The organism is Corynebacterium sp. HFH0082 (assembly GCF_000411235.1).
Taxonomy (GTDB): domain Bacteria; phylum Actinomycetota; class Actinomycetes; order Mycobacteriales; family Mycobacteriaceae; genus Corynebacterium; species Corynebacterium jeikeium_D.
Genome location: NZ_KE150404.1, coordinates 1 through 24,568 on the forward strand (window position 1 = coordinate 1; position 24,568 = coordinate 24,568).

The window sequence follows — 24,568 nt, forward strand, 5'->3', positions numbered from 1 at the left end:
TTTGTGTGTTGAATGTTTGGTCTATTAGTACCGGTCACCTCCACACCTTACGATGCTTCCAGATCCGGCCTATCAACCCCATCATCTATAGGGGACCTCAAAAGAAACCTAATCTTGGAACAGGCTTCCCGCTTAGATGCTTTCAGCGGTTATCCCTTCCGTACGTAGCCAACCAGCCATGCCCCAGGCGGGACAACTGGCACACCAGAGGTACGTCCATCCCGGTCCTCTCGTACTAGGGACAGCCTTCCTCAAGTTTCTACGCGCGCGGCGGATAGAGACCGAACTGTCTCACGACGTTCTAAACCCAGCTCGCGTGCCGCTTTAATGGGCGAACAGCCCAACCCTTGGGACCTACTCCAGCCCCAGGATGCGACGAGCCGACATCGAGGTGCCAAACCATCCCGTCGATATGGACTCTTGGGGAAGATCAGCCTGTTATCCCCGGGGTACCTTTTATCCGTTGAGCGACACCGCTTCCACAAGCCGGTGCCGGATCACTAGTCCCTAGTTTCCTACCTGCTCGACCTGTCAGTCTCACAGTCAAGCTCCCTTGTGCACTTACACTCAACACCTGATTGCCAACCAGGCTGAGGGAACCTTTGGGCGCCTCCGTTACTCTTTGGGAGGCAACCGCCCCAGTTAAACTACCCACCAGGCACTGTCCCTAACCCGGATCACGGGCCGAGGTTGAGATGTCCAATACGATCAGAGTGGTATTTCAACAACGACTCCACCCCAACTGGCGTTGAGGCATCACAGTCTCCCACCTATCCTACACAAACCGAACCGAACACCAATACCAAGCTATAGTGAAGGTCCCGGGGTCTTTTCGTCCTGCCGCGCGTAACGAGCATCTTTACTCGTACTGCAATTTCGCCGGGTCTGTGGTTGAGACAGCAGGGAAGTCGTTACGCCATTCGTGCAGGTCGGAACTTACCCGACAAGGAATTTCGCTACCTTAGGATGGTTATAGTTACCACCGCCGTTTACTGGGGCTTAAATTCTCCGCTTCGACCCGCAAAAGGGGTCTAACAGGTCCTCTTAACCTTCCAGCACCGGGCAGGCGTCAGTCCGTATACATCGACTTACCCGTCTTCGCACGGACCTGTGTTTTTAGTAAACAGTCGCTTCCCTCTATTCTCTGCGGCCACAACCAGCTCAACCACGTCGGTCACCAGTCATGGCCCCCCTTCTCCCGAAGTTACGGGGGCATTTTGCCGAGTTCCTTAACCACAGTTCTCCCGATCGCCTTAGTATTCTCTACCTGACTACCTGTGTCGGTTTCGGGTACGGGCCGTATATCCACATCGCTAGAGGCTTTTCTCGGCAGCATAGGATCACCAACTTCCCCAAAACGGGTACGCATCACGCCTCACCCACATGTGCTCCGGATTTACCTAGAACACGGGCCACACGCTTACACCACGATATCCATCACGTGGCACGGCTACCTTCCTGCGTCACCCCATCACTTGGCTACTACCAGTTCAGGTCCCCAGCATCACACACACCAACCAACCTAAAAGGCTGGCACAAGGCGCGTGTTCAGGTGGGTTAGTATCCCTGATTCACCATGGGCGCGGACACACGGGTACGGGAATATCAACCCGTTATCCATCGACTACGCCTGTCGGCCTCGCCTTAGGTCCCGACTCACCCTGGGAGGATTAACCTGGCCCAGGAACCCTTAGTCATTCGGCGGAGGAGTTTTCCACTCCTCATTCGCTACTCATGCCTGCATTCTCACTCGCGCACACTCCACACTAGGGTTACCCCAGCGCTTCACAGCAGTCACGCGACGCTCCCCTACCCAACCACCAAAAGATGATTGCCGCGGCTTCGGCGGTGTACTTGAGCCCCACTACATTGTCGGCGCAGAACCACTCGACCAGTGAGCTATTACGCACTCTTTCAAGGATGGCTGCTTCTAAGCCAACCTCCTGGTTGTCTTCGCGATCCCACATCCTTTTCCACTTAGCACACCCTTAGGGGCCTTAGCCGGCGATCTGGGCTGTTTCCCTCTCGACTACGAAGCTTATCCCCCGCAGTCTCACTGCCGTGCTCTCACCTCACCGGCATTCGGAGTTTGGCTGATGTCGCTAAGATGATAGTCCCGCTAAACCAACCAGTAGCTCTACCTCCAGGAGGAAACACACGACGCTGCACCTAAATGCATTTCGGGGAGAACCAGCTATCACGGAGTTTGATTGGCCTTTCACCCCTACCCACAACTCATCCCCTCAGTTTTCAACCTAAGTGGGTTCGCGCCTCCACAGAGTCTTACCTCTGCTTCACACTGGCCATGGGTAGATCACCCCGCTTCGGGTCCAGGACATGCCACTGACAACACACTAGTTAGTATTCGCTTTCGCTACGACTACCCCACCAAACGGGTTAACCTCGCGACATGCCGCTGACTCGCAGGCTCATTCTTCAAAAGGCACGCCATCACCCCACAAAAAAGGGCTCTGACGGATTGTAAGCACATGGTTTCAGGTACTATTTCACTCCCCTCCCGGGGTACTTTTCACCATTCCCTCACGGTACTAATCCGCTATCGGTCATAAGCAGGTATTTAGGCTTACCGGGTGGTCCCGGCAGATTCACAGCAGATTCCACGAGCCCGCTGCTACTCGGGCAACACACCAATTGCACGCACGGGTGTTTCACGTACCGGACTCTCACCGTCTACGGCAGGACATTCCAATCCACTTCCGCTACACCCACACAACACAACGCAGGACTAGCAGACCCTGCACAATGCATCCCCACAACCCCACGCACGCAAACCCTGCCAGGTATCACACGCACGCGGTTTAGCCTCATCCACGTTCGTTCGCCACTACTAACGGAATCACAATTGTTTTCTACTCCTACGGGTACTGAGATGTTTCACTTCCCCGCGTAACCACCAATTAGACTATGAATTCATCTAACGGCGACCGCCCACAACGACGGCCAGGTTTCCCCATTCGGACACCCTCGGATCAACGCTCAGTTGGCAGCTCCCCGAGGCCTATCGCAGCCTCTCACGTCCTTCATCGGCCTACTATGCCAAGGCATCCACCATGCGCCCTTACAACACAACACACAAACAAATAACTAAGAACAATCACAAACAGAAAAACTGCTTGACAAAATCGAACTTACAGAAAAACAAGATGCTCGCGTCCACTATCCAGTTCTCACACAACACCCACACACCACACAACAAACCACCAAACAGCAGCCTGCCTGCAGCACGCAGCAACCTGTAAACAGGAACAACAACATGTGTCATCCCAGACACCCACTCACACAACACCCACACACCACACAACAAACCACCAAACAGCAGCCTGCCTGCAGCACGCAGCAACCTGTAAACAGGAACAACAACATGTGTCATCCCAGACACCCAACAGCGCACCAACAACCAACCAACACCAAAGGAAAGCACAAACGTTTAAAGTCATCACACGCACGCGCAGACCACCACTTCAGTGATCTAACCAGTAGGTGTTCCACCCAAAAAACAAAAAATAGCCACACGCCACCAACACGATGACACATGACACAAAGAAAAAATAATCTCCTTAGAAAGGAGGTGATCCAGCCGCACCTTCCGGTACGGCTACCTTGTTACGACTTCGTCCCAATCGCCAATCCCACCTTCGACAGCTCCCCCACAAAATGTGTTAGGCCACTGGCTTCGGGTGTTACCGACTTTCATGACGTGACGGGCGGTGTGTACAAGGCCCGGGAACGTATTCACCGCAGCGTTGCTGATCTGCGATTACTAGCGACTCCGACTTCACGGGGTCGAGTTGCAGACCCCGATCCGAACTGAGACCGGCTTTGCGGGATTAGCTCGCCCTCACGGACTGGCAACCCACTGTACCGACCATTGTAGCATGTGTGAAGCCCTGGACATAAGGGGCATGATGATTTGACGTCATCCCCACCTTCCTCCGAGTTAACCCCGGCAGTTTCTTACGAGTCCCCACCACAACGTGCTGGCAACATAAGACAAGGGTTGCGCTCGTTGCGGGACTTAACCCAACATCTCACGACACGAGCTGACGACAACCATGCACCACCTGTATACAAGCCACAAGGGAAACACCATCTCTGGCGCGATCCTGTATATGTCAAGCCCAGGTAAGGTTCTTCGCGTTGCATCGAATTAATCCACATGCTCCGCCGCTTGTGCGGGCCCCCGTCAATTCCTTTGAGTTTTAGCCTTGCGGCCGTACTCCCCAGGCGGGGCGCTTAATGCGTTAGCTACGGCACGGATCCCGTGGAAGGAAACCCACACCTAGCGCCCACCGTTTACGGCATGGACTACCAGGGTATCTAATCCTGTTCGCTCCCCATGCTTTCGCTCCTCAGCGTCAGTTACTGCCCAGAGACCCGCCTTCGCCACCGGTGTTCCTCCTGATATCTGCGCATTTCACCGCTACACCAGGAATTCCAGTCTCCCCTACAGTACTCAAGTTATGCCCGTATCGCCTGCACGCCCGGAGTTAAGCCCCGGAATTTCACAGACGACGCGACAAACCACCTACGAGCTCTTTACGCCCAGTAATTCCGGACAACGCTCGCACCCTACGTATTACCGCGGCTGCTGGCACGTAGTTAGCCGGTGCTTCTTCTCCATCTACCGTCAGAAACCCTTCGTCGATGGTGAAAGGAGTTTACAACCCGAAGGCCGTCATCCCCCACGCGGCGTCGCTGCATCAGGCTTCCGCCCATTGTGCAATATTCCCCACTGCTGCCTCCCGTAGGAGTCTGGGCCGTGTCTCAGTCCCAATGTGGCCGTCCACCCTCTCAGGCCGGCTACCCGTCGCCGCCTTGGTAGGCCATTACCCCACCAACAAGCTGATAGGCCGCGGGCCCATCCCACACCGAAAAAACTTTCCACCACACCCTCACGGTGCGGTCCTATCCGGTATTAGACCCAGTTTCCCAGGCTTATCCCGAAGTGCAGGGCAGGTCACCCACGTGTTACTCACCCGTTCGCCACTCGTGTACCCCAGCAAGCTGGAGCCTTACCGTTCGACTTGCATGTGTTAAGCACGCCGCCAGCGTTCGTCCTGAGCCAGGATCAAACCCTCCATCAAAAACCCTTCAAATCAGAAGAATCAAAAAAACAATGAAAGGCCCAAAAACCTGACAAAAACAGACAAACAACCACCACACACCACAAACAGTGCGCGGCCTGGCCGTTATCCAAAAATAAAACGTTCTCCCCTTCGAACCGACGAGGCCAAAAAAGAAGAGAACAACCATGATCTTTCCCACAAATGAAAAAACCACGCGAAAAGCACCCAAACAAAGGCGCCGCCACGCAATCCATCACCCGCAAGCACAAAAGGACCCAAAACAAACAAAGGCCCCCGGCACCCACCAGCAACACACACGCAAACGACAACCAAACAAGCACTTTCCCAAAAAAGTATTAGTTAGTACATCGGCACACTATTGAGTTCTCACACAACACACACCCACGAAGACAACCACCCCAAAACCAGGGCAACCACCACATGAGCAGCGAGAGAAAACATTAACAAACAATTAACCAGAAAGTCAAACCAACGACTCCCAGCGGCTAACCGCACGAAAACATTTCCCCCACATCAGCCAACCAAACACATAAACTGCCTGGCCACGCTGACCTCCGAATACATTACACACACCCCACCCAAAGACACAAAACCCCAGGTAAAATAGCGAAAACCACCACAAGCCACCACAGGAGAATCACTCCTTACGGTTCTGAAGCATCCAGAACCGAAGACTTGCGATGGTTTTCCGCACCGCGCGTTTAACTAGCACCGTGCGCTTAGCCGTTAGCCATTGACCAGAGGCCAACAATCACTAGCTAACCCGTTCAACAGAAGCGCCAAGAGAATTGAGTGTCTCTACGAAGCCCGGGTAACCACGGTCGATGTGATAAACATCGTGCACCTCAGTGACGTCTCCCTCTTCAGTGCACAGCCCGGCCAGCACCAGGCCGGCACCAGCGCGAATGTCCGAAGACCACACAGGTGCCGAACTCAGCGATTCCTTTCCGCGAATCATCACGTGGTGGCCATCGATAGTCGCGTCAGTGCCGAGGCGAATCATCTCGTCGACAAACCGGAAGCGCGACTCAAAAACGTTCTCGGTAAGCACTGACGTCCCTTCGGACACCGCGGACAGAGCAATGGCCATGGGCTGCATGTCCGTCGGAAAGCCTGGGTATGGCAGCGTTTGATAGTTCACACCCTGCGGACGCCCGTCCATATGCACGCGGAAGCCCTGCGGGTAGGTCTCGACCTGAGCGCCTGCGTTCTTCAGTTTTTCCAGAGGAAGATGCAGGTACTTAGGGTTGATACCAACGACCGTAATATCGCCGCCGGTCATTGCCGCAGCATAGGCCCAGGTCCCTGCGATAATTCGGTCGCCGACGACTTTGTGCTCAGTCGGGTGCAGCTTCTCGACGCCCTCAACCGTGATGGTGTTAGATCCCGCACCCGAGATCTTGGCACCCATCTCCACGAGCATCTCGCACAGGTCGACAATTTCGGGCTCACGGGCGGCGTTATCCAGCACAGTCGTACCTTCAGCTAGTACGGCCGCGGTCAGAATATTCTCGGTCGCGCCGACGGACGGGAAGTCCAGCTTGATGTTCGCCCCCTTGAGTCGCCCCGCCTCAGCCACCACGCAACCGTGGTGAATATAGGTGCGTGCACCCAATTTCTCCAGGCCAGCCTGATGCATGTCCAGCGGGCGGGAACCAATTGCGTCACCACCGGGCAGTGCGACAATCGCATTACGGGTACGCGCCGTCAGCGGCCCGAGCACACAAACCGAAGCGCGGAACTGGCGCACGGCATCGAAGTCAGCGTGATGCGAGAGTTCTTCGGGCACCGTGATTTCAATCCGGTCACCCTCACGCGTCACGGAGCAACCAAGGCCTTCGAGGACTTTTTGCATCAATGGCACGTCGTCAATTTCAGGGCAGTTCGTCAGTACTGTCGTGCCCTCGGCGAGAAGCGCCGCACCCATCAGTTTCAGAACCGAGTTCTTCGCCCCGGAAATCTGAACCTGACCGTTTAGCGTCGCTCCGCCTTTAACCAGAAATCGCTCATTTCCCACTCCCCCAGCCAACCACATTTCGCAATATCGCGCTTAGGCTTGAGGCTATGAGCGTTCACCTAACCCGCATTTACACTCGCACCGGCGACGACGGCACCACCGGGTTGTCCGATTTCAGCCGCGTCCCCAAGGACGATTCCCGCCTCATCGCCTACGCCACGTGCGAAGAGGCCAACGCCGCACTCGGTCAGGCGCTCAGTTTCGGCACGCTTGACGACGAGGTGTCGGCTGTCATCCGCTACGTGCAGAATGATCTCTTTGATGCCGGAGCCGACCTGGCAACACCTATTGAAGAAAACCCGAAGTACCCGCCATTGCGTATCGAGCCGGATTACATCGAGCGACTCGAGCACTGGTGTGACCAGTTCAATGAGCAACTGCCAAAACTGGATTCCTTCATCCTCCCTGGAGGCACACCAGCCGCGGCACTGCTGCACACAGCTCGGGTGATTACTCGTCGGGCCGAGCGTGCGGCATGGGCTGCCTGCCGCGAGTTTCCCGAAACTACTTCAGTCCTACCGGCGAAGTACCTCAATCGACTATCTGACCTACTGTTCATCCTTTCGCGGGTGGCCAATGCCGGAAACGACGTTAAGTGGGTCCCCGGTGGCGAACGCGAAGATGAGCGCCAAGAGGCCCTGGATGCGAAAAAGCGCCGCGCTCGCTAGCCAAGTTTGCTAGGAGCGCGGCGCTAGCCGCATGGCGGCTAAGAGTACCTAGAGCATCTGCGGGGTTGGACGCGGTGCCCGTCGTCAAGCGGTTTACGGCAGTGCGCCGATGCGACGGGCTGCGTTGACGGCCTCGTAGCGAGTATGGGCACCCAGCTTGCGCATTACGGAGCGGAGGTAGGACTTAACCGTCTCTGCACCGATGCCCATTTCTTCTGCGGCCTCGACGTTGGTGTGACCGAGGGCGACACAGGCGAGAACATCGAGCTCACGAGCCGACAACTTGGTGGTCTGCTTGACGCGAACCGGGGTGACCATCTGATCGCAGAGGACCTCGAGCTCCTGGCGCAGCTTCTCATCATCCACACGGTTAGCGAGCATGCGCAGCTTGGAGTGCGTGGAGCGAACCTGCTCCCACTCAGCGCCATTCATAATGCGGCCGCCCTTACCGTTGCCAGAGCGATCCATGTTGCGGCAGGCGTCGACGACAGCGAGGTCCTGCTCCAGGCAGCGGGCGGTCATTGTGACCTCTTCAAGAACCTTGTCCCCCAGACGCACCGAGGAGTGCACGCCACCGTAGAGCACGCCACGGACAAGACGCGAAACAATTACCGGCACGGCGACCAGCGAGTGCAGGCCTTCATCACGAATCTTGTCGTCATACTCGTGGGTAATAACTTTGGCGCGCAGGTAGTCACTGACACCCACCGGGCGGCGCGTGGCCAACACGCGACCACCGACACCCGCACCCGATTCCACAGTCAGATTCTGCAGGGCTGGGGTACGCAGGCCAACCCAGTTGTTGATCTGCATCTTAGAGTTATCGGTGACTTCCGCATACATTGTGACCGGAATACCAGTCGCATTCTTTAGGGCGACCAAGGACGACTTAATAACCTCATTGTCGTCCAGAATGCGGTGGGGATCCATCTCGCGTCCTCCTGCGTAACGGGCAAATTGCTTCACTGGTACCCACAGAGGCACCATCAGCCTGTGACTTCGCGCCGACTTACACTCCTACGAAATGGTCAACTACCGCTCAGCGACTACTGACCCTTTCGGGGGCTGTAAACCGTACAAAGTAGATAGTACCCTCCGAACGGGTACACCTGCATTAAGGCATCCGTCACACAATCTTAGGAAACAACTAGGTTTCTCTACAAGTACGTAAAGAAAACACCAGGATAAATCCTGCCATTAGCCCCGCTGTCGCCAAATAGGCGCAAGGTAGGGGGTAACAATTTTTCCGCTAACAAACTGCGTGAATGTTGATAACGGAGGGTAATGAACAGCGTTTTACCCCCAATGCGGACATTTTCGAAAAAGACCTTCGCTTATTTAGTTCATTGCGCTATTGTTATCACTGCAACAGGTTTTGTTGAGTTCCATCTTTAATGCTACGTCCTCCACGTGGTTGTCCGAAGGTGGTGCACAGCAGACGCAAGAGGGAATCCGGTGCAATTCCGGAACTGTCCCGCAGCGGTAATCTGGAACAAAATTCGTCAACGGCACTGAGGTTATTTCAACCTTGGGAAGCGGCGAAAAGTAGGAAAATTGATAATAAGGTTCTGCACGTAAGCATCGAAGCAAGCGGCAGTCGTCATCCCCTTATTGTCGGTCACGCCAGGAAGTCCGAATACCTGCCTGATGCGCCGAGGACACTGCAAAGTGCCACGGCCACGGAGATCGCCCGCGGACAGGTGTGACGTGAAATGGAAGCGAAGAAATGCGACAGCTTCGCCTATATTTCTAGGCCTATCTTTATAGGCATTGCGCCCTACCCGCGGGCGTTTCTCTCATTTTTAGCGTGGTTTAGCTGCACATATCGATGAGCTATTCACCAACCAAACCGCTCGCCTAAACATCCTCTGGATGGAGCACATCTCGCCCAATCGCCTTGGAGACTACGGGCGCCCAAGGCAAAGCCAATCGAGCATGTTCGACCAACCGTCGATCGGCCAAAATTTCCTCTTTGGAGCCAACTCGCAGTTTGCCGTCGGCAAGCACTGCTGCCCGATCGGCGAAATTCCATGCGAAGTCGATGTCATGCGTGGCGACGACGACGGCTGTGCCCTGATCGCGCAATTGATCGAGCGTGTGTGCAAGCTTTCGGGTCGCCTGCGGATCGAGGCCGGCGGAGGGCTCGTCGAGAAGCAGGACGCGTGGGTGCATCGCCAGCGCGCCTGCGAGAGCGACGCGCTTGCGCTGACCATAGGAGAGCTGGTGCGGGACGCGTTCGGCGAGATCGGTGATTTCGGCGGTACTTAGAGCCTCTCGGACGCGCCGCTCGACTTCCTCGTTCTCCAGCCCCAGGTTGACGGGGCCGAAAGAGACATCTGCAAACACGCTAGCCGCGAAGATTTGCTCATCCGGATCCTGCGTGACCATCTGCACTGAGCGACGAACCGTATTGCGGCCGTGCCGGGAGTACTTGTAGGCGATGCCGTCAAGGCGAACCTCACCGCTATCGGGCTTAGACGCTCCCGCGAGCATACGCAACAGCGTGGACTTGCCAGAACCGTTTGCGCCCAACAGGGCTAGGCGCTCGCCACCCGAAATTGCCAGCTCCACGCCTTTCAGGACGTGGGTTTCTTCATAAGCGAATGTAACTGCGGCCGCTTCCACAATGGCGCCGCTGGCACCATCCACGCGATCAGCGCTATTTTTCCTGCTGATCGACATCCTTATACACCCCATTTCAGCAGCGCCCAGGCCGCAATCAACGACAAAAGTAAGGCACTGGATATCGCGAGGAACTTCGGCTGGCTCGGCCGCGAAATAACCAGTACTTTCATTGCGCTCGGATCGGCACGCAGCTCAATTCCCTCTTGCATCTTGCGGGCTCGAGCAAAAGCGATGACAAAGAGGCTGGCGGACTGCGCCGCGACATCACGAATCATCGCCCGGCGCGTGGAGTGCCCAAGACGTCGCGCTTGGGCTTCCGTCATTGAGTGCGCGGAGTGAATCAGCACGCCAGTCATCCGATAAATCACTTCAGCGAGGTACGTCAGGTACCGAGGCATGCCGCGCTTGTCGAGCCACGCAATGAGCTCCGAAATCGGAGTGGTCAGCGCAAAGACCATCGTGCAGCTGATACCCGCAAACGAACGCATCACAACCTGCGCCATTCGCTGCGGGCCATCCGGCGACCACGCGAGACCGTCGGGAGTAAGCGCTACCAAAATCGGAAACGCGCCGACGAGCACAAAAGCCGCCGGTGCCAGCACCATTGCCACATACAGCTTGCGGGGTACCCGGGCTATGTACGCAATAAACCAAGCAATGACCGCAATGACCGGAGCAAACGGAATTGGCGGAAGCGCAACCGCCAGAATCAACAGCCCACCGAGCAGCAGGATCTTTTCGCCCACGTTACGGCGTGCCCAAGCGCTGCGCGCCGCTGCGGCTTCTAGCGCATTCACTGCTCTTTCTCGCGCTTGTCTGAACGCGCAGCAGCCTTCCCTCGGTAGAAGCCAATAACGTAGAACAGGACGCCAGCACCGATAACGGCCTGGAGCGCGAACAGACCCGACTCGACCTCACCCGGCAGTTCGCCGACGAGTGGCTCGAACCACGGCTCGTAATTCGGGTCGATTTCCTGAATTGTCTCCGTAGCGGTGGCATCAGTGCCGGCGAACGGCTCGTCTGCGTCGTCGTCGCCGTAGTTGAAGAACAGCGGGAACATGGCAATTACGGCTACCAGGACAATGAGACCGACGCTAACCCACACGGAGTTCTTCTTCGGCTGGCTAGCTGCCTGTGCGTCGACAATCTGCGCGTTGTTTTTTGCATTCATAATCGTGCTCTCTTTCGCTTCTTTTCGCTTGACGACGGCTACTGCTTCTGGCCGGATACGGATGCAGCTGAAGCATTCTGCGAAGTGGCAGACCCTGCAACAGCGTTGGTAGTGGTGTCTGCAGCTTTCGCCTCCAGCGCCGGTGCTGGCGCATCGCCGAAGCGGGACAGGAAGCCGAGATCGAGGAGCTCAGTGTGTGCTACTGCCAGCAGGGTGCGCATGAGAATGACGGTGACCAGAGCCTCGATGATTGCCAGCGGAATTTGCGTGATAGCGAACAGACCGAGGAATGTAGCCAGCGCGCCGCCAACACCGCCCGGGTTTGCCGGGTGCGCAAGAGCGAGCTGCATGGAGGTCACGACGTAGGTGGAGAGGTCAGCGAAGAACGCTGCCATAAACACACCTGGCAGCAGGCCTCCACCGAGCTTTCGAGTCAATACGTAGAAGGCGTAGCCGACCCACGGGCCGACGATTGCCATGGAGAAGATGTTCGCACCAAGCGTCGTAATGCCGCCGTGAGCGAGCAAGATTGCTTGGAAGAGCAACACGATGGAGCCAAGCAGCGCCATCACCGGAGGTTTGAAGATTACAGCACCAAAACCCGTACCTGTCGGGTGCGAAGTGGAACCCGTCACGGATGGAATCTTGATTGCGGAGAGCACGAAAGTAAACGCACCGGCAGCACCGAGCAGCATGCCGCTACCGGGATGCTCCTTCATAGTGCGCTTGGCTTGAACTGCGCCGTGAATGACAAAGGGAGCGGCAGCTACACCCCACCCAATGCAATGAGTAACTGGGAGAAATCCCTCAGCAATATGCATGATGTAAATCTTCTTTCTGCGGCACTATTCACCTCGACAGCACCGCTCGACCGCCAATACGCGGGTGCGAATTGGATGATTTACAGTCGGTCTCCTGGCTGATGGGCTGAGGAAAGCTGTTTTGCTTCCCAGTAATGCCCCGCCTCCCTTCCCCAAAGGCTTGATTCCCCTGAGTGGCTTAGACGACGCACCGCGATTGTCTGGCCCATTAGCTGCATCGTCGGTTATCGACGATAACCGCTGCGCAGACAACTGCCGCAATCGCGCCCAATCACAGTGGCGAGGGCCGCTGCCTATTTGCAAGGCATTCCCGTGCACCGTAAATCAAGTCCCAGAATAGTGGAATCTAAGAAACTTTAATGTTCTTTACCCTCACAATGGAGGTGAGGACTCTGGCCAAGGCAATGGCATGGCGTTAACGTGGCGGAGACAGGGCAAGTGCGGTGACAGAGGGCGGCTGCAACGGCGACCGCAACGGCGCCTGCGCAAGAATTAACAGCCCCCTTCCCCACGCCATTCCCAAAATAGACGAACTGGTCTGTACTAATTGCAGCATCAGGCGTACACTACGGCTACGTACAAAAACTCATTAGGAAGTCCTCTGTGATTTCCGGAATGGATAAGATTAATGACTATTTATAACGATGTCACTGAACTAATCGGCAACACCCCGCTGGTTAAGCTCAACCGTGTTACCGAGGGCCTGCCGGGCAACGTGATTGCCAAGCTGGAGTTTTACAACCCTGCCAACTCGGTCAAGGACCGCATCGGCAACGCAATTATCGATGCCGCCGAGCGCTCTGGCGAGCTCAAGCCGGGCGGAACCATCGTCGAGGGTACCTCGGGCAACACCGGTATCGCGCTGGCAATGGTCGGCGCAGCCCGCGGTTACAAGGTCATTCTCACTATGCCGGACACCATGAGCCAGGAGCGCCGCGTCGTTCTGCGCGCATTCGGCGCTGAGCTTGTACTCACCCCGGGCGCAGATGGCATGCGCGGTGCTGTCGATAAGGCCAACGAAATCGTGGCTAACACCGACAATGCAATCCTGGCTTCCCAGTTCGCCAACCCGGCCAACCCGGCTATCCACGAGGCAACCACTGGTGAAGAAATCTGGGAAGCTGCCGACGGCAAGGTTGATTACTTCGTGGCTGGTGTCGGCACCGGCGGCACCATTACCGGTGCTGGTCGCACGCTGAAGAAGCACAACTCGGACATCAAGCTGGTGGCCGTTGAGCCGAAGGCCTCCCCACTGCTGACCGAGGGCACCGCCGGCCCGCATAAGATTCAGGGCCTGGGCGCAAACTTTGTCCCAGAGGTTCTCGATCAGGAGCTTCTCGACGAGATTATTGCGGTTACCAACGAGGACGCTATTGAGGTCTCCCGCAAGGTCGCTGCAGCCGAGGGCATCCTCGGCGGCATTTCCGCCGGTGCAAACATCAAGGCTGCTCTCGAGATTGCGGCTCGCCCGGAGGCTGAGGGCAAGAACATCGTCGTGATTGTCCCTGACTTCGGCGAGCGCTACGTCTCCTCCATCCTGTACGAGGACCTGCGCGACTAAAACCAAGCGCTATAAGCGCCCGTAACCTTATCTGCAGAGCCCGCTAGCTGGCACTTTCCGTCGGCAAGCGGGTTTTTGCATTGCCCACACTTCCGACCAGATAGAATTGACGCCCATGAGTGACTTTTTCCGAATCCTCAAAGAGGATCTGGACAATGCCCGTGCGCATGACCCAGCTGCGCGCAGTGATGTAGAAAATGCCATTGTCTACTCCGGCCTACACGCAATCTGGATTCACCGATTCTCGCACCGCCTCTGGAAACGAGGCGGGATTTTCAAGGGCATTGCACGAGTACTCGCACAGTTTTCCCGTTGGCTAACTGGTATTGAGATTCACCCGGGCGCTCAAATTGGCCGAAGGTTCTTCATCGACCACGGCATGGGCATCGTCATTGGTGAAACCGCAGAGATCGGTGACGGCTGCATGCTCTACCACGGCGTGACACTCGGCGGCCGCTCACTAGAGAAGGTAAAACGCCACCCAACTCTGGAGGACAACGTCACCGTCGGGGCAGGCGCGAAAGTCCTTGGCCCGATCACAATTGGTGCTGGCTCGTCGATTGGCGCCAACTCCGTGGTCACCCACAGCTGCCCACCCGATTCCATCGTGATAGGAATTCCGGGCCGCGTACGCCCTGCCAAGCCCGGCGAACACAAGCCGTTGTGCGATCCGGCGGTGTACGTCCAGGGTGACGGGGACTTCATCTAGCTCGACCCTAAAACTAGTTCTACATACAAAAACCGACCGGCTGCTCTTGCCATCGTGAGCAGCCGGTCGGTTTCTTTATGCGTTCTTTGCTCTTCAGCGACTAGTCAGCCAGTAGATCCTGGTATTCCGGGTTTTTCTCGACAAAGTTGGCAACAGCGGAGCAGCTGGTGCGAATCTTGCGGTTGTTCTTCCGAACATCATCCAGCGCGCCTGCGATAAGCGGCTTGGACAGACCTTGTCCGCGGAATTTGCCATCTACTACCGTGTGGTCAAAATCCAGGGCACCTTCCACCGGGGTGTAAGCGGCAAAGCCGGCCTCTTCTCCCTCTACGGTGAGAACGTAGCGCTGACCGGCCTCATCATGCGAAATAGTGTGTGCCATTTTCGGAATCACTTCCCTCTCGTGGTTGTGAAGCGTCGTCATTGCAAACGACTCTTAGGATTTAACCCAGATAACAGCTCGCGCTTCGGATTAATTCCGAATCCTGGCTAATTCTGCACTAGCGGGGGTTCGCCCGGGTGCTCGTCGGCACGCCCGACAGCGACACGGCACGGGACATCGCCCTTCGCGACCTTAGCCGCAGCCTCACCTTCTGCCCACCCCGGGCTGACGGCCTCAGCGAGCGGACCTGCCAAATCCGCCATTTCGCAGTGAGAAAGCCCCGGAGCCACCACACTGATGCGATAACGCTTCCGATCCCCCGGATCCATGCCTGGGTTGGCCTCCGCCCACAAATCAGCGAGCGAAGAGGTGCGCCCCACATCGGGCATGACATCCTCGTAGACGTTGACTTCCTGATCCGGAATCAGTTCCGCGAGCACCCCACGAACCTTCTCAGCAGCCGATTGACTGCCCTCAGCATCCGTGTAGACGAAGATGCGCACGACCCACGGCAGCGTCTTATCGTCGGACAGCGTTCCTGCTGAGGCGAATTCCTTACTCATGCACAACATCCTATCCGCTAGGGTGTGTACGCGGTTTAATTTCCCCCACTTTAAGGTTTTCGCACGGCTCGATGCACTGTGCTTTACGACGATCCCCGCGACAAACGGGTTAAGTAGCAAAAAGTGTGTCTGACTTTCAGCATTACTGCTGATTAGGCTGGGTAAATCGGGCGGATATAAGCATCAAGACCTTATATCCGCCCGATTAGTGTTCAATCCACCGGAATGGCACCCGCATGTGCTAATCGGGGGTTGGTGTGCTTTCCGGGTGAGTAAAAACAGACCACGATGCCCGATATGCGCTGGGCAAATGAAGAAAAACGGAACCACTTCTAAAGGCACAACCAGGTGGCGATGCAAGGACCCGAACTGCGGCAGTTCCACGACACGAACCCGCACCGACCGCACGCAGACCCGCGACTTTAAAGCCTTCGTCTCTTATGCCACCTCCACAGCAACGTTGTCTGAACTCGCCCAGCAACAAGGGGTAAGCCGTTGGACACTTGACCGCCGATTCAAACCGTTCTGGCTCATCGACATCCCCAACGACGGTGACCCACAGCGCATCTACGACCAGATCTTCATCGACGGTACCTACACCGCCGCCGGATGCTTGCTCGTCGCAGCCAGCCACGACCACGTCATCGCATGGCACTGGACCAAACACGAAACCGCCCACGCCTACACGCAGCTACTCCGCAAAATCGCTGAGCCGCTCTGCGTCGTCCTCGACGGCGGACAAGGCGCACTTACTGCGATTAAAGCCTGCTGGCCGAACGCGATAATCCAACGATGCCTCGTCCATGCGCAACGCGTCATCCGCCGCTACACCACATCACGACCACGCACCGACGCCGGCAAAGCCATCTACGCCCTGGCGTTGAAACTGACCCGTATCACCACACTCGACCAGGCACGGGAGTGGACGCTGCGTCTGCACGACTTCGGACAGGTATTCAAAGCATTCCTCAACGAGAAAACGCCCGTGTCAAAAGAGCGCCGCACACTCAACAACCAGTGGGAATGGACCCATCTGCGAGTTCGCAAGGCATACAACTCCCTGCTGCACCTCTCACGGAAAGGATGGCTGTTTACCTACCTGCAGCCACCACCGAATGCGCTTGAGCCTCAACGCTGGGCTTCAACGACAAACAGTCTGGAAGGCGGCATCAACGCCGGGCTCAAACGCATCGCCGACGCGCATCGCGGCAGGTCCGGGGAACGCCAACGAAAAATGCTCGAGTGGTACCTGCACTCGAAAACGCAACTGCCTGACGACCCATTAAAGATCGCCAGGCAGTGCAATTTCGGCCAAGATCAACTCGCCAAAGTCAACGATCTTGTCGAAGAAGACCACAACAAAGCCGACCATGAAACAGGCCGACCAGCCTTCTACGACAACGCTATCCCAACCGAGTACGAACACTCGATAGGAATCAGAAAAGGCCCCATGAAGTAACAAACGGTGTGCCCGCCCCGCAACACGCCGAGCGGACACACTTTTTGCTACTTAACCCCGACAAACACCTGGTAAAACAAAGAATCCCCAGCCCGTTTTCGGACTGGGGATTAATTGTGGCCAGAAGCGGGATCGAACCGCTGACCTTCCACTTTTCAGGCGGACGCTCTACCGACTGAGCTATCTGGCCAGACTTGAAATTAATCAAGTGGCGACCCTGACGGGACTTGAACCCGCGACCTCCGCCGTGACAGGGCGGCGCGCTAACCAACTGCGCCACAGGGCCTTAAATGCCGTGCTCAACTTTCTGGATTACCAGCGCTGTGCACGAGTTGTTACTCTACAGAACAGCGCTGAACATAAGCAAATCGCCAGTTCATGGCAGATATTTTAAGTTGAAAACTGACATCCAGCCCCGGGTCTCGGGGCAACCTAGACTGTGGCAAAAGCTCTCCCCACCAAACCCGGGTAAAGCCCCCCCCCTCTCCCCCAGTGTCACTGATGCGAGTTACTGACTACGTTTATGGCTGGCGGCGTTGGGGCGATGCGAGTTACTGACTACGTTTATGACAAAAATGGCTCGAAAAATGGCCTGAAAGTGTCATAAACTCATACAGTTTCACATTTGCAGCCCGTAGTTTTTGGCTTCTCACCAGTCACCATCTTGAGAGTCAGACACACTTTTTGTCCATTACCCACGCCGACGCGGGTTAAGTAAAGAAAAGTGTGTCCGCATGCCACCATAACCCCAGACCACACACCACAAATCACCAAAGAATAGCTCCCCGAAAGCTATTACCCACACCATCCCGCACCTCCGGCCACATTTGTGCTAACCGCACACCGGTTGGATTAAAGGATGACCACCAACCGCCCCAGCTGCCCACTATGCGGCAACAACACAAAGAAAAACGGCACCACCAGCAAATCAACCACCCGTTGGCGCTGCACCCACTGCGGACACTCCTTTACCCGCAACACCCAAACCCACAACAAAAACACCGCCACCATGGCTTTGTTCATCCAATGGGCCACCGGCACCCAATCTCTAACCACCTTCGCCGCACACCATGGCGTAACCAGGCAAACCATGCACCACCGATTCCGATGGTGCTGGTGGATCATCCCCACACCCACCATCGACTCATTCCGCATCCATGACCAAATCTTCCTCGACGCGACCTATCTAAAGTCCGGATGCCTCCTGATCGCAGCCAGTAAAACCCACGTCATCAACTGGACCTGGGCCAGACACGAAACCACCGCCGCCTACACCGAACTCCTACGCCCCATTGCCGCACCACTAATCGCAGTCACAGACGGCGGACAAGGTGCCCAATCAGCCATCCACCACTGCTGGCCAACAACACGCATCCAACGCTGCCTCGTCCACGCCCAACGAACAGTCCGCCGCCACACCACCAGCAACCCCCGCACCGATGCCGGCAAAACCCTCTACCGCCTAGCCCTGAAACTCACTCGCATCACCGACCTTGACCAAGCATCCACATGGGTCGCCCACCTGCACGAATTCGACCACACCTACCGGGAATGGATGAACGAGAAAACCACCATCAAAGACCCTGCTACCGGCGCCTACACCAAGGTCTACACCCACCAACGCGTCCGAGCGGCCTATCAATCATTGCTATCTCTGCACCGCAGAGACCTGCTGTTTACCTACCTGCAACCCCCACCAACAACCATCGACCCCGACAACCTTGCAGCAACAACAAACAGCCTCGAAGGTGGCATCAACGCCCCCATAAAAGAACTAGCCCGCAGACACCGCGGACTATCACTACCGCATCAACGCACAGTGATGGATTGGTGGCTGTATCTACATACAGAAGTCCCTGACGATCCGGTCAAGATCGCCAGGGACCAACGATGGGGTCAAGACGCACTTTCCACAGCAACAGACCTGATCACCCACAACACCACAGCCACTACCAATGACATCGGTGCACCAGCAGAATACGACACCGCCATCGACACCAGCTACCAACACAACCTCGGCATCCAAAAAGGCTGGATCAAATAACCGCAACACGCCCGGAAAAGACACACTTTTCTTTACTTAACCCGTGCTAGAGGTTATGACGCAAGTTTATTGAATTCCAGAGAATTTCTGAACATCCGGCGAGCGAAGGAAACGCCCGGCCATTTCCACAGCTGGCTGAGAAGAATCTCCTTCGATTACAAGGGACGCAATCGCCAATTCCCCTGTCGTTCCAGCGAACCAGCCATTGGAAAGCTTGCCATCAATTTCTGCTGTACCAGTCTTTCCGCCAAGTGCACTAAGATCACTCAACGACCTAGCTGAACCGTGGTCAATTGTTGATTTCATCATCGTCCGGAGGCTTTGAATAGTTGTATCGCTGACATGCTGGTCTGCCTGTTTATTCACTACTGTCTGTTCGCCTTGAATGAGCTGTGGAGGAACAAGCAAGCCGCCGTTAGCGACAGTCGATTGCATGAGCGCAATCCCAAATGGACTAGCTAGAACCTCGCCCTGTCCAATAGAAGCCTCCACACGAGGAGGTCCAGCCGGTGTCCGCGGCACCGAACCAGTAAGTGTGGTCATCCCTGGTACGTCGAAGTCGGAGCCAATTCCGAGTTCTAAAGCAGTCCGTTGCAGATCATCTTCTCCCAAACGATCCGAAATGACCGCTTGGGTTGTGTTACATGATTGGGCGAAAGCTTCTTCCAGTCGAACGCTACCTAGATCGAAGTCATGATCGTTGGGAATCTTGCGTCCAGCGACGGTGATATTGCTAGGACAAGGTAGTTCCTCATCCATGCTGACTGCCCCTGCCTCTAGTGCCGCCGCTGTGGTCACAGTTTTGAACGTCGATCCCGGTGGGAATAGCCCGGTGAGTGCGATTGGCCCTTGGTTATTTGCCTTGTCATTTTGTGCAACGGCAAGGACACCTCCTGTTCTAGGATTGAGCACGACTAGAACTGCGGCACGTTGCTCACTGTCCACTGCTTGTTTTGCTGCGCTTTGCAGTGTGTTATCCAGAGTGGTTGCGATTGGCTGAACTCGGCGAGGCGGCTCAGAGGCTACCGTCGTCATACCTTGTGAACTCTCAGCGCGTATCGACCATCCTGAATTAGCATCGAGCACTGACTCCCAATATTTGTTCAATTCAGCATCCAGCGGAGAGTTAAGAGTTTTGGACACGCTTAAGAGACGCCCCTGCTCCACAGTGGAAATTCCCTCAAAGGTCCTAAGTTGCTCTTGTATCTTCCGGAATTCTTCCTGCCTCAAAGTGAGGAGCACGGTGTCTTCATCCTGAGACTCTCCCAAGGTCTGCTCGATCCACTCCTTAGTCGTTGTGGGAGACACTGGTGCAAAAATCTGGGCCAATTCCTGCGCTCTAGAGGCTATATCTTTGCGACCTCGTACCTGAATAACTTTCGTCCAGGTCATATATTCATTGCCCAAGCGATCTTTAATTGGAAGATCGTACTGTTTATCTTCAGCAAAAAAGAGTGCGGAATCATCGCTCAACTGAGCTTCGAAGATCGAAGGCAACCATTGAGGCTTACCATCCTGTCCACTAAGGACGAGCCGACCATTGCTCTCCAACTCCACACCATCTTTGGACCAAGTCACATGAGTATTCTGCTTTCCATTGGAAATATCAGATTTTTCGATGTTGACCTTCACACCATGAAGTGACTGCCGAAATTCATGAAGGGCGCGCTCCGGGTCTGGATGATCCAGATACCGTGCAGCCTTGCTGTCATCTCCCGCGTTGAAAGCTTTGAGAAATACGTCTGAGTCTGATTCCCACGGTAGAGCTGAACAGCTGCTCAACATCACTGCGGAGAGCGAACAGAGTGCAATCACCGACTGACGGAAACGATTGTGCTTAGTCATCATGGGAGTGACGTTAAGTGAGACGCATTGGATGCCACCAATATCACATAATGCAATTGTCTCATTTCATTCACATATAGGCGATGGTAGAAGTGTGTATTCAAGTGGCAGAAATTCTAACGAAGAGCGTCCACGAGCAGTCTAGCCACTTCGCCAATAGCACCATCGTGAGTACTCATTGCTTGTTCTGGCACCACCTGTTTCAGCATGATGGACACCACAATGGGCTCCTCGCCCTCAACCTGGATAATCGAAGCTTCACCATGGAGAAGTCCTACAGTGCCCGTTTTTCCATAGATATCAACGCCGCTTGGAGGAAAGCCTGAAGGAACACGGTGACGCCACACCTGCAACCCCAAGAGTTCACACATAGATCGACGTACCGCTGCACTATCGTCTTTCCAAACCTGTTCCAAGTCATTAGTTATTTCCGCCAACGAAGAGACTGCAGAAAACGCTATATCTGTACTACTCCCCCCTTGGGATTGAACATATTGACGCAATTGTTTCTCCGCCGTCACTAAGCTATTCCGATCTTGCAAGTCATAATGAGGTGGAAACCGTTTAAGAAATGCTTCTCGAGCCCACGCAGGCAGTAGACGCAAAATCTCGTGGGCGGCCACGTTATCTGACACCGATGCGACTTGTTTCATTAAGTCTCGGAGACTCACGTTCACTGCGTCATCAAAGGCAGCGAACCCATACCCTTCGTAAGTTCCTTTGGACGGTGCAACGTCAACACGAAGACGAGGATCCAGATCACCTCGTTGAATCGCTTCCAAAGTGAGGTGGAGGAGCCGGATTTTATATAAGGATGCCACCGTAATTTTCTCGTCTTGTTTGCGTCCGATAGTCACCCCATCGTGCAGTCGCGATGCACACCACCATCCCTCACACCCCGACCGCGTCAACACGTTTTCCAGGGCCATCTCCATCCGTGCAGTCATTGGTTAATCCTTCGACAAATTCTTTCGGCGACCGCCATGGCCTCGGCGCCATTGTCCATCCCACCTCGGCGAACCACTACATCCACGGAAAAATCGAAACGGGAAGGAAGCTCAATAGCATTGTCAAACTGGTGAAAACCGCGAAATACCAAAGACATCCCCTCCCCTCTTCCAATCAATAAGCCCCTACCTAGAGCATCCTCTGAATCATTAATTTCGCAAGACACACCCGACCGAAATAGCTCTCTCGCCAAACCACTGGCTGCACTTGAATTGTCATTCAGGTTCTCCACCAGCAGATTCAATTGAGACAAGGTCTTATCCAACCTTGAATACCCCGGCGGCACCACTAGATCACGTGACAGAGAAAACTGCCTCGCACTGCGGTGAGTACCCAAGGGAACCGGAGCTTGAACAAGCCCCGCATGAATAGCGCCTTCTTCAACACGGGCAAGAATCTCAACAGAAGGCAGTGACGACAAAACTACTCCATCATGCTGCTGTGCCTTTGCTGCAATACGCGATCCTATCTCGCTTGGAAGCGCACTACTGATGGCCAAACGAAACCCGCTTTGCGCACCACTTCGGATACCGTCAATCATCGAATGCATAGTCTGAAGATCGCGATTAATCACCCGGGCATATGGAAGCAAGGTCAACCCTGCCTCGGTTAGTTTCACTTCCCCCGCCCCTCGGATAAATAGCGGTGTACCTACACCAGCTTCTAAGCGCTTAATGGCATTGGAGACAGGCGGCTGACTCACTCCCAGTCGCGCTGCCGCCGCTGTAAAACTACCGGTCTCCGCTAAAGCCACGAAATACTGCCATTGGCGCAGATTTCCCGTCTGAGCAATCATGGGTCTCAGCATAGTGGAGCACGAGTTCGCACCACTGCAGCGTAAAATGATGTCTTTGGCTTGAGCAACACCGTCGCGGTGGCGTCGATAAACAAAAAGGAAGTGACACACAGCGTGGGCATTGGAAACGGACCGCTCATTGTGCAGTCGGATAAGACCGTGCTGCTGGAAATCGACCACGAACAGGCGCAGGAGGCGCGCACCGCGCTGGCACCGTTCGCGGAGCTGGAGCGCGCGCCGGAGCACGTGCACACCTACCGCATCACCCCGCTGGCGCTGTGGAACGCCCGCGCGGCAGGGCACGACGCGGAGCAGATCATGGACGTGCTGGAAACCTACTCGCGGTTCCCCGCCCCGCAGCCGCTGCTCATCGACATTGCCGACACGATGGATCGCTACGGGCGGCTGAAGCTCATCAAGCACCCAGCGCACGGGCTCGTGCTAGAGACGACGGACAGGGCTGTGCTGACGGAGATCCGGCGTCACAAAAAGATCAAGCCCATGTTGGGCGCAGAGATCGACGAGGACTCGATCGTTGTGCACCCTTCCGAGCGCGGCAGGCTCAAGCAGGAACTGCTGAAGGTCGGCTGGCCCGCAGAGGACCTGGCGGGATACGTCGACGGCGAGGCACACCCCATCGAGCTGTCGCAGGAACACGAAGAATGGCAGCTGCGCGACTACCAGGAGATGGCGGCCGATAGCTTCTGGGAAGGCGGCTCGGGCGTGGTAGTGCTGCCATGTGGTGCGGGCAAGACGATGGTCGGCGCGGCCTCGATGGCCAAGGCAAAGGCCACCACCCTGATCCTGGTGACGAACACCGTCGCGGGCAGGCAGTGGAAGGACGAGCTAGTGCGCCGCACCTCCCTGACGGAGGATGAAATCGGCGAATACTCCGGAGAGAAGAAGGAGATCCGCCCCGTGACCATCGCCACCTACCAAGTGGTCACGCGCAAGTCGAAGGGCGAATACCGGGCGCTGGAGCTGTTCGACTCCCGCGACTGGGGCTTAATCATTTACGACGAGGTTCACCTGCTGCCTGCCCCGGTGTTCCGCATGACCTCCGACCTGCAGTCTCGCCGCCGTCTGGGGCTCACCGCCACCCTGGTGCGCGAGGACGGCCGCGAAGGCGACGTATTCAGCCTGATCGGGCCGAAGCGCTATGACGCCCCATGGAAGGACATCGAGGCCTTCCTGGATCGCATGTCCCCCGGCGGTCTCTCGTCCGTTCCCCAGTCCCTGCGGTATTTGATTGACGACGCCACCAGGGCATTCCAGCAGGGCTCCGCCACCGAACCCCACTCGGCTCGTGTCCCGTCTCGCGTGGATACTCCCCAGCGCAACATCATGGACATCACTGGGGACTCCACCGAGATCGCCTCGGAGATCGACGGCGCCGTGGAGGGTTTTCGCCGCGCCCACGACCAGGCCATCGCCGTGGACCCGGCGGACGGCACGAAGGCCTCGGACACCCGGACCTTCCGCTCGCCGCGGGAGATCATGTCCGAGCTGCGCCGCGCCTATACCGCGGGCACACAGGTGCGCCTGCACTACGTGGACTATGCGGGTGCCACCAGCCATGACTGGATCTCCATCGTGATGATGACCCCCTCCACCATCTCCGCGGTGCTCGAATCCACCGGGGAGAGCCTCACGATCCAACCCCACCGCATCGCTGCGGTGGACGTGCCGTGCTAGAGGGTTAAGTAAAGAAAAGTGTGTCCGCATGCCACCATAACCCCAGACCACACACCACAAATCACCAAAGAATAGCTCCCCGAAAGCTATTACCCA

18 protein-coding genes, 2 tRNA genes, 2 rRNA genes and 2 riboswitches are annotated in these 24,568 nt (G+C 56.0%); of the genes, 6 read left to right on the top strand and 16 right to left on the bottom strand.

The window, feature by feature from the left end:
• Window positions 1-3: 3 nt before the first annotated feature.
• The 4 genes from HMPREF1206_RS00005 to murA form a co-directional block, all read right to left on the bottom strand.
• Window positions 4-3,093: ribosomal RNA gene (locus HMPREF1206_RS00005) — 23S ribosomal RNA — on the bottom strand.
• A 22-nt stretch (window positions 3,094-3,115) separates the two neighbouring features.
• On the bottom strand, window positions 3,116-3,391 hold the full coding sequence (locus tag HMPREF1206_RS11055; protein WP_147580920.1) for a hypothetical protein: 276 nt from the start codon (window positions 3,389-3,391) through the stop codon (window positions 3,116-3,118).
• Between the two features lie 191 nt (window positions 3,392-3,582).
• Window positions 3,583-5,105: ribosomal RNA gene (locus HMPREF1206_RS00010) — 16S ribosomal RNA — on the bottom strand.
• The 16S and 23S rRNA genes sit together here, the layout of an rRNA operon.
• Before the next feature lie 757 nt (window positions 5,106-5,862).
• Window positions 5,863-7,125, bottom strand: coding sequence for a UDP-N-acetylglucosamine 1-carboxyvinyltransferase (gene murA / locus HMPREF1206_RS00015; protein ID WP_231367150.1), 1,263 nt, complete (start codon window positions 7,123-7,125; stop codon window positions 5,863-5,865).
• Window positions 7,126-7,172: 47 nt separating this feature from the next.
• Between murA and HMPREF1206_RS00020 the strand changes: the two genes are divergently transcribed.
• On the top strand, window positions 7,173-7,793 hold the full coding sequence (locus HMPREF1206_RS00020) for a cob(I)yrinic acid a,c-diamide adenosyltransferase (RefSeq protein WP_016421359.1): 621 nt from the start codon (window positions 7,173-7,175) through the stop codon (window positions 7,791-7,793).
• Between the two features lie 93 nt (window positions 7,794-7,886).
• Here HMPREF1206_RS00020 and ramA read toward each other — a convergent pair whose 3' ends face one another.
• The 5 genes from ramA to HMPREF1206_RS00045 all read right to left on the bottom strand — a co-directional run bounded on the left by ramA (window position 7,887) and on the right by HMPREF1206_RS00045 (window position 12,410).
• Window positions 7,887-8,723 (bottom strand): acetate metabolism transcriptional regulator RamA, encoded by an 837-nt coding sequence (gene ramA / locus HMPREF1206_RS00025; RefSeq protein WP_005511953.1) that lies wholly within the window; start codon window positions 8,721-8,723, stop codon window positions 7,887-7,889.
• Between the two features lie 475 nt (window positions 8,724-9,198).
• Window positions 9,199-9,456: riboswitch (cobalamin riboswitch) on the top strand.
• Window positions 9,457-9,650: 194 nt separating this feature from the next.
• Complete coding sequence (locus tag HMPREF1206_RS00030; protein ID WP_016421360.1) at window positions 9,651-10,475, bottom strand: energy-coupling factor ABC transporter ATP-binding protein; 825 nt, start codon at window positions 10,473-10,475, stop codon at window positions 9,651-9,653.
• 2 nt (window positions 10,476-10,477) lie between these two features.
• Window positions 10,478-11,215, bottom strand: coding sequence for a cobalt ECF transporter T component CbiQ (gene cbiQ, locus HMPREF1206_RS00035; RefSeq protein ID WP_016421361.1), 738 nt, complete (start codon window positions 11,213-11,215; stop codon window positions 10,478-10,480).
• A complete protein-coding gene (locus HMPREF1206_RS00040; protein WP_016421362.1) occupies window positions 11,212-11,589 on the bottom strand; it encodes an energy-coupling factor ABC transporter substrate-binding protein in 378 nt (125 codons plus the stop codon). The genes cbiQ and HMPREF1206_RS00040 overlap by 4 nt, the downstream gene beginning before the upstream one ends.
• 38 nt (window positions 11,590-11,627) lie before the next feature.
• Window positions 11,628-12,410: an energy-coupling factor ABC transporter permease gene (locus tag HMPREF1206_RS00045; protein ID WP_016421363.1), complete on the bottom strand. Its 783-nt coding sequence runs from the start codon at window positions 12,408-12,410 to the stop codon at window positions 11,628-11,630.
• Between the two features lie 66 nt (window positions 12,411-12,476).
• Window positions 12,477-12,747: riboswitch (cobalamin riboswitch) on the bottom strand.
• Between the two features lie 291 nt (window positions 12,748-13,038).
• Between HMPREF1206_RS00045 and cysK the strand changes: the two genes are divergently transcribed.
• Both cysK and epsC read left to right on the top strand, forming a co-directional pair.
• The gene (gene cysK, locus HMPREF1206_RS00050; RefSeq protein ID WP_016421364.1) at window positions 13,039-13,971 is read left to right on the top strand and encodes a cysteine synthase A; all 933 of its coding nucleotides are present in this window, start codon (window positions 13,039-13,041) and stop codon (window positions 13,969-13,971) included.
• Between the two features lie 115 nt (window positions 13,972-14,086).
• Window positions 14,087-14,680, top strand: coding sequence for a serine O-acetyltransferase EpsC (gene epsC / locus HMPREF1206_RS00055; RefSeq protein ID WP_016421365.1), 594 nt, complete (start codon window positions 14,087-14,089; stop codon window positions 14,678-14,680).
• Between the two features lie 100 nt (window positions 14,681-14,780).
• Here epsC and HMPREF1206_RS00060 read toward each other — a convergent pair whose 3' ends face one another.
• Together HMPREF1206_RS00060 and HMPREF1206_RS00065 are read right to left on the bottom strand one after the other, a co-directional pair.
• Entirely contained in the window at window positions 14,781-15,062 is a 282-nt protein-coding gene (locus HMPREF1206_RS00060) for a GNAT family N-acetyltransferase (protein WP_042388192.1), read from the bottom strand.
• 107 nt (window positions 15,063-15,169) lie between these two features.
• Window positions 15,170-15,625, bottom strand: coding sequence for a hypothetical protein (locus HMPREF1206_RS00065; RefSeq protein WP_016421367.1), 456 nt, complete (start codon window positions 15,623-15,625; stop codon window positions 15,170-15,172).
• Window positions 15,626-15,893: 268 nt separating this feature from the next.
• Between HMPREF1206_RS00065 and HMPREF1206_RS00070 the strand changes: the two genes are divergently transcribed.
• Window positions 15,894-17,084: an IS1249 family transposase gene (locus tag HMPREF1206_RS00070; protein WP_162838042.1), complete on the top strand. Its 1,191-nt coding sequence runs from the start codon at window positions 15,894-15,896 to the stop codon at window positions 17,082-17,084.
• A gap of 117 nt (window positions 17,085-17,201) precedes the next feature.
• Here the strand turns inward: HMPREF1206_RS00070 and HMPREF1206_RS00075 are convergent.
• Window positions 17,202-17,274, bottom strand: a tRNA-Phe gene (locus tag HMPREF1206_RS00075).
• Between the two features lie 19 nt (window positions 17,275-17,293).
• Window positions 17,294-17,370 (bottom strand) — tRNA-Asp (locus HMPREF1206_RS00080).
• 573 nt (window positions 17,371-17,943) lie between these two features.
• Between HMPREF1206_RS00080 and HMPREF1206_RS00085 the strand changes: the two genes are divergently transcribed.
• Complete coding sequence (locus tag HMPREF1206_RS00085) at window positions 17,944-19,128, top strand: IS256-like element IS3503 family transposase (protein WP_011018353.1); 1,185 nt, start codon at window positions 17,944-17,946, stop codon at window positions 19,126-19,128.
• 66 nt (window positions 19,129-19,194) lie between these two features.
• Here HMPREF1206_RS00085 and pbp2m read toward each other — a convergent pair whose 3' ends face one another.
• The 3 genes from pbp2m to HMPREF1206_RS00100 form a co-directional block, all read right to left on the bottom strand.
• Window positions 19,195-20,976: a penicillin-binding protein PBP2M gene (gene pbp2m / locus HMPREF1206_RS00090; RefSeq protein WP_016421369.1), complete on the bottom strand. Its 1,782-nt coding sequence runs from the start codon at window positions 20,974-20,976 to the stop codon at window positions 19,195-19,197.
• 113 nt (window positions 20,977-21,089) lie between these two features.
• The gene (locus HMPREF1206_RS00095) at window positions 21,090-21,920 is read right to left on the bottom strand and encodes a serine hydrolase (RefSeq protein WP_012360808.1); all 831 of its coding nucleotides are present in this window, start codon (window positions 21,918-21,920) and stop codon (window positions 21,090-21,092) included.
• On the bottom strand, window positions 21,917-22,777 hold the full coding sequence (locus tag HMPREF1206_RS00100; protein ID WP_012360809.1) for a LysR family transcriptional regulator: 861 nt from the start codon (window positions 22,775-22,777) through the stop codon (window positions 21,917-21,919). The genes HMPREF1206_RS00095 and HMPREF1206_RS00100 overlap by 4 nt, the downstream gene beginning before the upstream one ends.
• 114 nt (window positions 22,778-22,891) lie before the next feature.
• Between HMPREF1206_RS00100 and HMPREF1206_RS00105 the strand changes: the two genes are divergently transcribed.
• On the top strand, window positions 22,892-24,472 hold the full coding sequence (locus HMPREF1206_RS00105; RefSeq protein ID WP_016421371.1) for a helicase-associated domain-containing protein: 1,581 nt from the start codon (window positions 22,892-22,894) through the stop codon (window positions 24,470-24,472).
• The last annotated feature ends 96 nt before the right edge of the window (window positions 24,473-24,568 follow it).

Excerpts from the sequence above, each read along its gene's own strand:
- HMPREF1206_RS11055 (WP_147580920.1), bottom strand. The coding sequence starts at position 3,391 with ATGACACATGTTGTTGTTCCTGTTTACAGGTTGCTGCGTGCTGCAGGC.
- cysK (WP_016421364.1), top strand. The coding sequence starts at position 13,039 with ATGACTATTTATAACGATGTCACTGAACTAATCGGCAACACCCCGCTG.
- HMPREF1206_RS00030 (WP_016421360.1), bottom strand. The coding sequence starts at position 10,475 with ATGTCGATCAGCAGGAAAAATAGCGCTGATCGCGTGGATGGTGCCAGC.
- epsC (WP_016421365.1), top strand. The coding sequence starts at position 14,087 with ATGAGTGACTTTTTCCGAATCCTCAAAGAGGATCTGGACAATGCCCGT.
- HMPREF1206_RS00060 (WP_042388192.1), bottom strand. The coding sequence starts at position 15,062 with ATGGCACACACTATTTCGCATGATGAGGCCGGTCAGCGCTACGTTCTC.
- HMPREF1206_RS00045 (WP_016421363.1), bottom strand. The coding sequence starts at position 12,410 with ATGCATATTGCTGAGGGATTTCTCCCAGTTACTCATTGCATTGGGTGG.
- HMPREF1206_RS00100 (WP_012360809.1), bottom strand. The coding sequence starts at position 22,777 with ATGATTGCTCAGACGGGAAATCTGCGCCAATGGCAGTATTTCGTGGCT.
- HMPREF1206_RS00065 (WP_016421367.1), bottom strand. The coding sequence starts at position 15,625 with ATGAGTAAGGAATTCGCCTCAGCAGGAACGCTGTCCGACGATAAGACG.
- ramA (WP_005511953.1), bottom strand. The coding sequence starts at position 8,723 with ATGGATCCCCACCGCATTCTGGACGACAATGAGGTTATTAAGTCGTCC.
- pbp2m (WP_016421369.1), bottom strand. The coding sequence starts at position 20,976 with ATGATGACTAAGCACAATCGTTTCCGTCAGTCGGTGATTGCACTCTGT.
- HMPREF1206_RS00040 (WP_016421362.1), bottom strand. The coding sequence starts at position 11,589 with ATGAATGCAAAAAACAACGCGCAGATTGTCGACGCACAGGCAGCTAGC.
- HMPREF1206_RS00085 (WP_011018353.1), top strand. The coding sequence starts at position 17,944 with ATGACCACCAACCGCCCCAGCTGCCCACTATGCGGCAACAACACAAAG.
- HMPREF1206_RS00095 (WP_012360808.1), bottom strand. The coding sequence starts at position 21,920 with ATGACTGCACGGATGGAGATGGCCCTGGAAAACGTGTTGACGCGGTCG.
- HMPREF1206_RS00020 (WP_016421359.1), top strand. The coding sequence starts at position 7,173 with ATGAGCGTTCACCTAACCCGCATTTACACTCGCACCGGCGACGACGGC.